Origin of the sequence: Bradyrhizobium sp. UFLA01-814, assembly GCF_046718885.1 — a bacterium.
Taxonomy (GTDB): domain Bacteria; phylum Pseudomonadota; class Alphaproteobacteria; order Rhizobiales; family Xanthobacteraceae; genus Bradyrhizobium; species Bradyrhizobium elkanii.
Window position 1 is genome coordinate 25,775 of record NZ_JAQOSR010000088.1, and the last position, 10,584, is coordinate 36,358.

At 62.1% G+C, this 10,584-nt stretch carries 11 protein-coding genes; 8 read left to right on the forward strand and 3 right to left on the reverse strand.

What is annotated here, in order from left to right; all coding sequences use genetic code 11:
• Positions 1–113: 113 nt before the first annotated feature.
• From pxpB to PMN64_RS24930, 4 genes are all read left to right on the forward strand, one after another.
• Entirely contained in the window at positions 114–845 is a 732-nt protein-coding gene (gene pxpB, locus PMN64_RS24915) for a 5-oxoprolinase subunit PxpB (protein WP_411782530.1), read from the forward strand.
• Positions 842–1,876 (forward strand): biotin-dependent carboxyltransferase family protein, encoded by a 1,035-nt coding sequence (locus PMN64_RS24920; protein WP_411782531.1) that lies wholly within the window; start codon positions 842–844, stop codon positions 1,874–1,876. Before pxpB ends, PMN64_RS24920 begins: the two co-directional genes overlap by 4 nt.
• Before the next feature lie 30 nt (positions 1,877–1,906).
• Entirely contained in the window at positions 1,907–2,680 is a 774-nt protein-coding gene (locus PMN64_RS24925; protein WP_411782532.1) for a LamB/YcsF family protein, read from the forward strand.
• Positions 2,681–2,830: 150 nt separating this feature from the next.
• Positions 2,831–3,235 carry a hypothetical protein gene (locus PMN64_RS24930; RefSeq protein WP_411782533.1) on the forward strand — a complete coding sequence of 135 codons (405 nt, stop codon included), beginning with the start codon at positions 2,831–2,833 and terminating at the stop codon, positions 3,233–3,235.
• Positions 3,236–3,309: 74 nt separating this feature from the next.
• Here PMN64_RS24930 and PMN64_RS24935 read toward each other — a convergent pair whose 3' ends face one another.
• The 3 genes from PMN64_RS24935 to PMN64_RS24945 all read right to left on the reverse strand — a co-directional run bounded on the left by PMN64_RS24935 (position 3,310) and on the right by PMN64_RS24945 (position 5,547).
• A complete protein-coding gene (locus PMN64_RS24935) occupies positions 3,310–3,462 on the reverse strand; it encodes a hypothetical protein (protein ID WP_016844408.1) in 153 nt (50 codons plus the stop codon).
• Between the two features lie 340 nt (positions 3,463–3,802).
• On the reverse strand, positions 3,803–4,960 hold the full coding sequence (locus PMN64_RS24940) for a CmpA/NrtA family ABC transporter substrate-binding protein (protein WP_411782534.1): 1,158 nt from the start codon (positions 4,958–4,960) through the stop codon (positions 3,803–3,805).
• The gene (locus PMN64_RS24945) at positions 4,957–5,547 is read right to left on the reverse strand and encodes an ANTAR domain-containing response regulator (protein ID WP_028332037.1); all 591 of its coding nucleotides are present in this window, start codon (positions 5,545–5,547) and stop codon (positions 4,957–4,959) included. The genes PMN64_RS24940 and PMN64_RS24945 overlap by 4 nt, the downstream gene beginning before the upstream one ends.
• A 736-nt stretch (positions 5,548–6,283) precedes the next feature.
• Here PMN64_RS24945 and PMN64_RS24950 point away from each other — a divergent pair.
• The 4 genes from PMN64_RS24950 (at position 6,284) to PMN64_RS24965 (ending at position 9,939) form a co-directional block, all read left to right on the forward strand.
• Entirely contained in the window at positions 6,284–6,799 is a 516-nt protein-coding gene (locus PMN64_RS24950; protein WP_411782535.1) for a Cache 3/Cache 2 fusion domain-containing protein, read from the forward strand.
• Positions 6,800–7,225: 426 nt separating this feature from the next.
• Entirely contained in the window at positions 7,226–8,545 is a 1,320-nt protein-coding gene (gene rimO, locus PMN64_RS24955; RefSeq protein WP_411782536.1) for a 30S ribosomal protein S12 methylthiotransferase RimO, read from the forward strand.
• A 679-nt stretch (positions 8,546–9,224) separates the two neighbouring features.
• On the forward strand, positions 9,225–9,404 hold the full coding sequence (locus tag PMN64_RS24960) for a hypothetical protein (RefSeq protein ID WP_411782537.1): 180 nt from the start codon (positions 9,225–9,227) through the stop codon (positions 9,402–9,404).
• Between the two features lie 328 nt (positions 9,405–9,732).
• Positions 9,733–9,939 (forward strand): hypothetical protein, encoded by a 207-nt coding sequence (locus PMN64_RS24965; RefSeq protein ID WP_411782538.1) that lies wholly within the window; start codon positions 9,733–9,735, stop codon positions 9,937–9,939.
• Positions 9,940–10,584 lie beyond the last annotated feature (645 nt).

Consider the following 10,584-nt stretch of genomic DNA (forward strand, 5'->3'; position numbering starts at 1 on the left):
TATCGGCGGCATGCCGATTAATTTATTGAAGTTGCTGCATCATTTTGCACTAAGCGAATTCCGTTTTATCTCGAAACACGCTAGCTTGATGGCTGACGACAGCGCTTGACCCAATGGCCGAACCCTTAAGTCCTCCCCGCCTTTTGCCGAGTGGCGACAGCGCCATCACGGTGGAATTCAGCCGCACCATCGACGCCGCCGCCAACCGGCGGGTGCTGGCGCTCGACCGCGTGATATCCGCCGAGCCGATCGCCGGGATCACCGAGACCGTGCCGACCTACCGGTCGCTGCTGGTGCATTACGACCCTGTGCGGATCAGCTTCGATGCGCTCGGCGAGCAGCTGCTGGCACGCGCCGCGAAGGCGCCGCCGACCGAGACCGGAACGCGGCGCTGGCGCATCCCGGTGACCTATGGCGGCGAGCACGGCATCGATCTCGAGGATGTCGCGAAGGCGCTCAAAACCACGCCCGACCAGATCGTGGCGCGCCATGTCGCCGGCGACTATCGCGTCGCCATGATCGGCTTCACGCCGGGCTGGTCCTATCTCAGCGGACTGGAGAAGTTCCTGCACATGCCCCGGCGCAAGGATCCGCGGCTCCTGACCCCAGCCGGCACCATTTCGATCGGCGGCATCCAGACCGGCGTGCAGTGCCTGGCCGGTCCGAGCGGCTGGCACCTGCTCGGCCGCACCCCGGTGCGAACCTACCAGTTGCATCGCGATCCGACCTTCCTGCTGGAGCCGGGCGACGCCATCACCTTCACGGCGGTGGATGCCAAGACCTTTGCCGAACAGGACCGCGCCGCCGAGGCCGGCGAGTTCGTCGCGGAACTGGTGACGCCATGAGCAAGCTCGTCGTCACCTCGATCGGTCCGGCAAGCTCGGTGCAGGACGCTGGTCGTCCGGGCTCGCAGCGCTACGGTCTCGTGCCGAGCGGCGCAATGGACCGGCTTTCGCTGGCGGCCGCCAATACGCTGGTCGGCAACGAACTGTTCGCCGCCGCGGTCGAGATCGGCCCGTTCGGCGCCAGCTTCACCGCGCGCGGCGGCGCGGTGCGCGTCGCCCTCGCCGGCGCGTCGCGCAATACCGATATCGGCGGCCGGCCAGTCGCGTTCGACAGTTCGGCGACGCTCGCCGAAGGTGAGACGCTCACTCTCGGCTTCGCCCGCGGCGGCTCGTTCAGCTATCTCGCGATCGAGCACGGCATCGAGGGCGAGCCGATGTTCGGCAGCCTCGCCGTCAACGCCCGCGCCGGGCTTGGCAGCCCCTACCCGCGGCCGCTGCAAAGCGGCGACGAGTTGAAGACGCAAGCCGCAAGCGGCGCGCCCGAGCGCCGCATCGAATTGCCGGCCGCGACCGATGCGCCGATCCGCATCGTGTTCGGCCCGCAGGATGACGAGTTCGCCGAGGACAACAAGAAGCTGTTGGTCGACAGCGAGTGGAAGATTTCGGCGACCAGCGACCGCATGGGCTATCGCCTCGAAGGTCCCGTTATCAAGCATCTCGACGGCCACAACATCGTCTCCGACGGCACCGTGAACGGCAGCATCCAGGTGCCCGGCAACGGGCAGCCGATCGTGCTGATGCCGGACCGCGGCACCAGCGGCGGCTATCCGAAGATCGCGACGGTGATCACGGCCGATTTCGGCCGCTTCGCGCAGATCTCGGCCGGCCGGCCGTTCCGCTTCAAGGCGGTGACGATGGCGGAAGCGCAGGCCGAGGCGATCAAGTTCCACGAGCTGCTGCGTTCCCTGCCTGACCGCCTCCGCGGCATTGAGGATTTTGGCCTCAACATCGAAGCGCTGCGGGATGCGAATGTCGCGGGTCAGGCCGTCAACGCCGTCGATGTGTCGACCTGGCAAGTTGCGCTACCCTGAATCTGTACAACAACAGACGGATCGATCGTCATGACCTCAACCATCGACCTCAATTGCGATCTCGGCGAAAGCTTTGGCCCGTGGGAAATGGGCAATGATGCCGCGATGATCGAGCTTGCGACCTCGGTCAACGTCGCCTGCGGCTTTCATGCCGGCGACGCCGACATCATGCGCAAGACGGTCGAGCTCGCGAAGGCGCGCGGCGTCAGCGTCGGCGCCCATCCCGGTTATCGCGACCTGCACGGCTTTGGCCGCCGCCCGATGCCGGGACTGACGTCCTCGGAGATCGAGAACCTGATCGCTTATCAGATCGGCGCCCTGCAGGCGATCGCGACCGCGGCCGGCCACAAGGTCACCCATGTGAAGGCCCATGGCGCGATTTCCAACGTCGCCTGCGAGGACGACATGACTGCAAGGGCGATCGCCAATGCGATCAAGGCGGTCGACCCGAGCCTGATTTTCGTGGTGCTGGCGAATTCGAAACTGGTGCGTGCCGGCGAGGCTGCCAATCTGCGCATGGCGCATGAGGTGTTCGCCGACCGCGCCTATGAGGACGATGGCAACCTGGTGTCGCGCAAGAAGCCCGGCGCGGTGCTGCACGATCCCAAGGCGATTGCCGATCGTGTGGTGCGGATGGTGCAGGACGGCGCCGTCGTCTCGGTCACCGGCAAGGTGATCAAGATGCAGACCGATACCGTCTGCATCCATGGCGACACGCGTGGTGCCGTCGAGATCGCGCGCGGCCTGCGCGAGGCGCTGAAGCAGGCGGGCATCACCGTTGCGCCGTTCAAGACCGCGCGCTGAGCCGCGAACGCATCGACCAAAAAGGGCCGGCTGCCGCGCCGGCCCTTTTAGATTCCGTTAAGAGTCTTCTTAAACCCAAACTTGCCGTTTGATTGTTAGGTGCAGCTTCCGAGCCTTTGATTGTCCTCTTAGGAAATTGGGTACGAAAGCATGTTCCGCACCAGCCTCTCCCTCACCATCGCCGCGGTTGCTACCGCCGCCTTCACCAGCGCGGCATCCGCCGGCTGCTACAGCTGCTTTACGCCGCCGCCGCAGCCGTGCACGACCTGCTATCAGGTGCAGAGCGTGCCGCCGCAATATCGCACGGTACAGGAAACCGTGATGGTGGCGCCGGGCCGCGTCGTCGCGCATCGCACGCCGGCGCAGTATCGCACCGTGATGGTGCCGAAGACGGTGATGGTCGCGCCCGAAGGCGTCGCCTATGAGCGCATTCCGGCGCAATACGCCACTCAGGAGCGCGTGCAGATGGTCTCGCCGGGCTATTCCTACTATGCGCCGGTTCAGCCGACCTGCAACACCTGCGGCGGCGGCTACGGATACGGTTACGGCTACTGAGCTGTCGGCATCGAGCCAACACAAAGCCGCCGCCTGACGATATCAGGCGGCGGCTTTTGAATGTTCCGAAGCGCCTAGAACGGGTGGACGGACAGCGTGCCGAACACGATCGCCGCGATCACCGCAAAGGCGCTGTACAGCGCCGCCGTGTGAATTCCGGTCCCGGACTTCCGTGAAATGTTTCGCGCGTAAAGGTGCAGGCGGGCTTCCGCCGATAGCTCGCGCATGGTCGATCTCCAACGCCCCATTCTCGGGCATATGGAATATCGTTCGCGGGCAGATTCAAGCGGGCGACAAAAATAGCGATGCCGCCGCCTTCGGGAACCCGGTTCCGAGAGGAATATTCCTTCTCTCGCGCTCGGCCGAGAATCCTATTCGCTGCAATTCGAGGCGTCGGGAACCCGTACCAATCCCGCAATAACCAAAATCTCGAAAACAACCCCATGCAAAGTAGCCGGAGATGGATAGCTGAGGCGCTGCCGCTGCCCGCGTCTGTTGCTCACCCTTATCCCGGCAACAAGACGCACCGGCCGTGCCCGTCGCGGTGGAGGCGGAGTTGCGTCGCGCTCAGGCCTTCCAGCGCCCGATCTTGAACGCCGCCAGATGGCCCGGAACGTCGCTCGGATCGAACGGCGGGCCGGCGAACGCCCCGATGGCACTGGAGGCGCCGGCCGGGCGACCCGATGCGGCGTCGTAGAGATCGGGCCTGAACACGGCCATGGCGGTCTTCAGCGCCTCCGGCCGGTACGGCGCCTGGGCCCAGCGAACCATCTGCGCATAGAGCCAGGCCGCCTGCCCCGGGTCAGGCCGCGCCGCTGCCTCGCGCCCGACCAGCAGATAGCGATTGCTCTCGCGCATGGTGCCGTCGGGCGAGATCTTCAGCTGGCCATCGAGCGTGCGCTGGATGACGCTGGCATCGACGCCGATCCGCTCGGGCGGCGCCAGGATGCGCGCGACCTCGGACCGGTTCTCGGGCCGCTCGATGAACTCCACGGCGCGCAGATGTGCGCGCACCAGCGCCGCCACGATATCGGGATGCTTCTCCGACCAGCTCTGCCGCACCGCCAGCACCTTTTCCACCGCGCTGAGCAGGATGTCGGAGACGAAATGCAGGATGTGGCCGATGCCGAGATCGACCGCGATCGAATTCCAGGGCGCCCCGACGCAGAACGCGTCGACATGGCCGTTGGCGAGGCTGTCGACCATGTAGGGCGGCGGCAGCACCACGAGCTGGACGTCCTCGTCGGGATCGACGCCGCCGGCGGCCATCCAGAACCGCAACTGGTAGTTGTGGGTCGAGAACGGGAAGGTCATGCCGAAGGTCAACGGCTCCGCCCCGCTCTTGCGCCGCTTGGCCACCACGCGGGCGAGCGCCTGTGCGGTGGCCATCGGATCGAAGCGGTCGCCGTCGAGCTCGTCCATCAGCGCGGCGTGCAGCGCCGGCGAGACCGTGATGGCATTGCCGTTGAGCCCGAGGTTGAAGGGCGCCGCGATCGGCACCTTGACGTGACCGAGCCCGAGGCTCGAGGCGATCGCCACCGGCGCCAGCAGATGGGCGGCATCGAACAGGCCGATATTGAGCTTGTCGCGGACGTTCGACCACGACACTTCCCGCACCAGCGTGACGTCGAGGCCTTCGGCCGTGGCAAATCCCTTGTCGACGGCAACGATCAGCGCGGCAGCGTCGACCAGCGGAATGAACCCGATGCGCAAGGGTGTGGTCATTTCAGGAGCTCCGACGCCGTCAGGATCGATTGCGCGATCTCGCCGATCTTCTTTTTCTCGCGCATCGCGGTCGAGCGCATCAACACATAGGCCTCCTCCTCGGTCAGCCCCTTCACCTTCATCAGGATGCCCTTGGCGCGGTCGATCACCTTGCGCTCCTCCAGCGCATGCTTGGTGCGATCGAGCTCGTCCTGCAGCTTGGCGAAGGCATTGAAGCGCGAGACGCAGAGATCGAGGATCGGTTTCATCCGCTCCTTCTTGAGGCCATCGACGATGTAGGCGGAGACGCCCGCCTCCACCGAGGCCTGGATCGAGGCGGCGTCGCTCTGGTCGACGAACATCGCGATCGGCCGGCGGACGGCACGGCTAACCTGGAACATTTGTTCCAGCACGTCGCGGCTGGGATTCTCGAGGTCGATGACGATGATCTCGGGGTCGAGCGCATAGATTCGCGAGAGCAGGCTCTGCATCTCGCTGATATGCACGACATCCGTATAGCCGGCCTCCCGCAGTCCCTCCTCCAGGATGGCCGCTCGGATCGGGCTCTCGTCGACTATGACGATCTTGGGAGACGACTCAGCGCTCATCGACGACTCTTAAGGACCCGGCAAGGCCATCCATATCATGCCGGAAGCCCCGGGAAAGGGTTGTAACTCTCGGCAATTGGGACTAGCTCCTGCCCATTCATCAGGCAGATCAGAGATATGCAAGAGGCCGCGGCGCCGAAAGTGAGCTTTGTGTCCTTGGGGTGCTCCTGAGACAACAAATTTAAACTTTTGAGCCGCCCACTCCCAAGGAAAAACGGTGCCCGAAGGCAGACTTTCATCTGAACCATCAACTCGTCAAAGCGTGCACTCATTAATGCGAGATGTCGGCTTCCACAGGCGAAGCAGAACTCATGTGCTCAATCCGTGCTTCACCGGTCGTGAATCCACTTCCGACATCACCAGTCCCGGCGGGCTCCCGTCCGCCTATTCTCACTAACACTGATCCCTGCTCAGGGCTTGATAAGCGCCCCTATTCCTCCAGCGCCATCTAGGTGGTGCGCCGCACGCTGATTTCGAAACGCCGGCTCTGTGCGAGCTTTTGACGCGGCTGGGATGTCTCAAAGTGATCCACACGCCTATCGGATTTCCGTTACCATTTAGATGATCAAAGATGGCCTTGGCTGAACTTGATCAAGACGCACGCTGGCGCCGCCTCTCAGTGCGAGGTGATCGCGTGACGCTAAGCTCAGTCGCCACACCCTGATCCTCCGGGCCGTCATCGATATTGCGGTGAGGTATCTGACGCGTGCCAGCGTTTTCGAGAGGAGGAAACCTCATGAAGCGTAGGGCAATCGGAATGTTCATCGCGTCATGCCTCATCGGGACCGTGACGCTTATGCCGCAAGATTTGCAAGCTCAAGATGCAAAGGTAAAGATGGCGATGGAGACCATGGAGTCGATGGCGCACAAACTCGGCCCGCCAAAACTTGATGGGACGGATTCCGTCGCTGGCAAGGAGGTCCCTGCCATCTACTTCGGTTCAACGAAGATGAACAACAATTTTGAATTAGTGGATGATGTCGTGAAACAAGCTCGAGGCACGGCCACGATCTTCGTGAAGAGCGGCGACGAGTACGTACGGGTTGCGACGAACGTGAAAAAGGACGATGGCTCGCGAGCGATCGGCACCGTTCTGGATCCGAAGGGAAAAGCGATTGAATCCATTAGGAAGGGGGAAGCCTTCTACGGAGAGGTCGATATCCTCGGCAAACCTTACATCACGGGCTACAAGCCAATACGGGACGCCTCGCAAAATGTGATCGGAATCTACTACGTCGGTTACATGAAATAGATTGCGGCGTGATCCGTTAGGCATTGCCGGCTCGGAGAGCTCGGGCAAATGAACAGGACTGCCGTGCGGCACGACAAGCGATAGCCTCCGGACAGGGGCCGACTGTCCCTTTCCGGAGGCCAGGTCCGAGTTTGGCCCATCGCGTTGGCTGGCGGATGTCCGCTTTGTGCCGCTTGTGAGTGTTGAGCAGACGTTCAACCAGCATGGCTGATAGAGCGCATCCTTCATTGCTTCGGTAAGCTCGATCGGAACAAGCTTCCACCCACCAGGAAACTTTCAGTTCCCTTGGCACTCCTTGATGTCATTCACTATGCAGGACTCTCAATTTTCCATCGCGGGAACATGCCGGGCAGTTGAATTTTACCATCGGATCAATTAGTTGGATCGCCATATCCGAACAGTTCAGATCAGGCTCCAGGCGACCACATGGAACGAGCGCCCCATATTTCATTCGTCAGTCTCGGCTGCCCCAAGGCGCTGGTCGATTCCGAGCGCATCATCACCCGGCTGCGCGCGGAGGGCTATGAGCTGGCGCGCAAGCATGATGGCGCCGACATCGTCATCGTCAACACCTGCGGCTTCCTCGACAGCGCCAAGCAGGAATCGCTCGCCGCGATCGGCGAGGCCATGGCCGAGAACGGCAAGGTGATCGTCACCGGCTGCATGGGCGCCGAACCCGAGCAGATCGAGAGCGCCTACCCCGGCGTGCTCTCGATCACGGGGCCGCAGCAATATGAGAGCGTGCTGGACGCCGTACACCGCGCGCTGCCGCCGGCGCACAACCCGCACATCGACCTCGTGCCGCCGCAGGGCGTCAAGCTGACGCCGCGGCACTACGCGTATTTGAAGATTTCCGAAGGCTGCAACAACCGCTGCAGCTTCTGCATCATCCCGAAGCTGCGCGGCGACCTGGTGTCGCGCCCGGCCAATGACGTGCTGCGCGAGGCCGAGAAGCTGGTGAAGGCCGGCGTCAAGGAATTGCTCGTCATCTCGCAGGACACCTCGGCCTATGGCGTCGACCTGAAATACGCCGAGAGCCCCTGGCAGGACCGCAGCGTCCGCGCAAGATTCTTCGATCTCGCCAAGGAGCTCGGCGAGCTCGGCGCCTGGGTGCGGCTGCAATATGTCTACCCCTACCCGCATGTCGACGAGGTCATCGGCCTGATGACCGAGGGCAAGGTGCTGCCCTATCTCGACATCCCGTTCCAGCATGCGAGCCCGGACGTGCTGCGTGCGATGAAGCGCCCGGCTGCGCAGGAGAAGACGCTGGCGCGGATCCAGAAATGGCGCGAGCAGTGCCCCGACCTGACGCTGCGCTCGACCTTCATCGTCGGCTTCCCCGGCGAGACCGATTCCGATTTCGCCTATCTGCTCGACTGGCTCGATGAGGCCGGGATCGATCGCCTCGGCTGCTTCAAATACGAGCCGGTCGCCGGCGCCACGTCGAACGCGATTGGCAATGCCGTGCCCGACGAGGTCAAGCAGGAGCGCTGGAATGCGCTGATGGCACGCCAGCAGAAGATTTCGACGAGGCGCCTCAAGCGCAAGGTCGGCACCCGCCAGCAGGTCATCATCGACGAGGTCGGTCCGACGGTGGCGAAGGGCCGGTCAAAGGCCGACGCGCCCGACATCGACGGCGCCGTCTACCTCACCAGCCGCCGCCCGCTGAAGGTCGGCGAGATCGTCACCGCCAAGATCGAGCGTTCCGACGAATACGACCTCCACGGCAGCGTCGCCGGATTCTAGCTCCAGTCCGCTCCTTCGAGACCTCCGCGGACGCCAAACGGCGTCCGTTGCTAGACGGAACTCAAGCGTCGCCGACAAATTGTCGGTCGAGGAGGAATACGATGAGCCGAGTAGATCTTTTAAGACATGGGGAGAACGCGGAGCCACGCTGACTAAGTCACCGATGAGGAAATCAAGAACGCCCTAAAGAAGGCCGCCTATGATTATCGGCCCCAGGCCGCGCAGGAAATCGAAGTCGCGACCAGCCCGAGCTTGCCGCTCTTTTCCCGTATTCCTACGGACGCATTAACCATTCTTGGGTATGCGCGCGCCGTGCATTTTGTGCCAAACTGTACGTATCAGGATTTTGCAATTCCGTCCTGGGGCTAGGGCCGACGCCGACCGCATGAATTTTAAGCGGGCGGCGTTGTGCTATCGGGGGTGTAAACTCGCAACCGAGGCGGCCCCAGCAGCCTTTCCAGGGCTAGGCGGCGGCGCTAGAGCCGCCCCAATTACGAACGCCCCATTGGAGCGCGACTTCATTGTATTGTGAAAGAGGCAGGAACCGCGATGGGCCTCACGGGCTACCTCAACTTGACAATCGTATAGCTCACTCCCGAGTTGTCGCCGTCTGTTCCAGATTATTGCGCGCCGAACTTCGCTTGGAATAATCTCCCGTATCCGCACTGGGAGAATCCGAATGCAAGACATGAAGGCGCATTTGGAGAAGCTTCGGGTCGAGGCTGAAGAGTGCGAGCTGATCGGCAAGCTGGCGACCAATACGACCAAGAAGCAACTATTCGCCAAGTTGGCAGAGCATCACCGGATGCTTGCCCATGAGGTCGAGCGCGCGATCAATGCGTCCCAACCAAAGGCCTAGGCGGCGAGCAATTCCGAAAGATGCGGCGGGAAGTTTTTTACTAAATGCCTTTCGAAAGCCAAGAAACGGCCTCAACGCTCGGGAGAGCGCTGAGGCCAAGTTGACGTTTCCAATGAGGTACGACAGTTCAGCTGACCAAGAGCCAACTCACGCTGACGATGAGCGCGACGAGCGATATCCCCGCTAAGCCTATAAGGCTGAACTCGACGCCATCTAAATCGGTCTTGAACATAATGTTCAAATCGTTACGCCTCGGATCGGACGAGCGCTTTAGCGTATGTCAGTCAGCTGAAGTGTCCCATTCCAGGTTCCCGCCTTAGCTTATGTGATGGTTTTTGAAACGATTCCGGCGATCCCGCTTTTATTGCTCATGCAACAGGCGACCGAGGTTCATCTAGTCCGTGTGACAACCGATGAGGGCGAAGTCCAAATCTGGCTCGCTGCGACCTCGCGCGAAGAAGCGAGCGCAGGTCGACGTGATCAAATCGAAGAAGAAAAAGAAGACTCGGCAACGGAGCGGGCCGGAGAGCCTTAATGGTGCTGCCCAATACCGTGTATCACATTCTATTGCTTGTCTGGCTGGCCATCGTTGTCGGGTGCGTAGGATATTTCATCATTTTTGGATACGGATGCCGCCTCAGGCGGCGGCCTCTTCGCGAAGAGGCCCCAGCGCGGTGGGCGCGCCGAGGCCGAGTTGCCATGATTACCTCGACCACAAAACCCAACCCGGGCGTTTAGTTCCTATTGGGCGGCTGGCCGGCAGTGATGTGTTCGTCTAACCAGAAACGGCCCCAGCGAGCGGACAAGCTGGGGCCAAGTTTGTAGCTGGGCGTCTAGGTGCCGGTAGCGGTGCGGCACCGAACAGGGCGACCAATGCCAGTGGATGCGCTTCGTTCCTACAAATAAAAAAAGGCCCCGATGCATACGGCGCTGCACCGACGGACGCGCTGTCCTGAACGGCGCAAAGGCTGATTATCCGCTGTGCATTTTTTTGCTTGGACGTTCTTGACACCGCCAAATCGCGTTCTAATTCCATCTCCGCGCAGGTCATCCGTTAAGGGTGCCGGCGTCCTGGACGCCAATCGGGTCCAGGCAAACGGGCACCGGTCGTGTCCGGTGCTTCTCATACCCATCTTGCTCTTTGGAGGATTTGGCTATGCGCACGTACGACTTCTCTCCC